The organism is Tepidimonas sp., from assembly GCF_046292505.1.
In the GTDB taxonomy this organism is placed as follows: domain Bacteria; phylum Pseudomonadota; class Gammaproteobacteria; order Burkholderiales; family Burkholderiaceae_C; genus Tepidimonas.
The window spans coordinates 1-547 of sequence record NZ_JBKBQX010000259.1; the positions used below are offsets into that span (position 1 = coordinate 1).

The window sequence follows — 547 nt, forward strand, 5'->3', positions numbered from 1 at the left end:
GGAACTGGGCATCCAGATCAAGGGGATGAAGTTCTCGGTGCTGGGCTTCGGGAACGTGGGCTCGTGGACGGCCCGGATCTTCCAGGACCTGGGCGCCAAACTCGTCGCGGTCATGGACCACACCGGGGGCATCCGCAACACCAACGGGATCGACGCCCACGCGCTGTCGCGGCACGTGGCGAAGGTCGGCGGGGTGGCGGGCTTCGGCGCGTCGAGCGGCTCGGGCAAGAAGTCGTCGGCGGGCGCGGAGAAGATCGACGCCGACGAGTTCTACAAGACCCCCGTTGACGTGCTGGTGCCCGCGGCCCTGGAGCAGATGATCAAGGACCGCGAGGCGAGGATGATCGCGGCGAAGGGCTGGCGTCGGTCAGGCTGTCGTGCCGCGACGCGAACGCCATCCTTGCGAACGCCGAGCGCCATGGCGCGTTCGTCGGGGAGGCGCATGGCGAGCCCTATGTGCGGCTGTGCGGGGTAAGGTTCGTGCTGGCGTGAGGGCGGTCACAGCGTCCACACGCGGGCGGTCTTGACCGGGTTGCTCTCGATTTCG

1 pseudogene is annotated in these 547 nt (G+C 68.4%); it reads left to right on the plus strand.

The window, feature by feature from the left end:
• Positions 1-475 (plus strand): annotated as a pseudogene (locus tag ACK4TH_RS13150) (hypothetical protein); the annotation flags it as partial.
• Between the last annotated feature and the right edge of the window lie 72 nt (positions 476-547).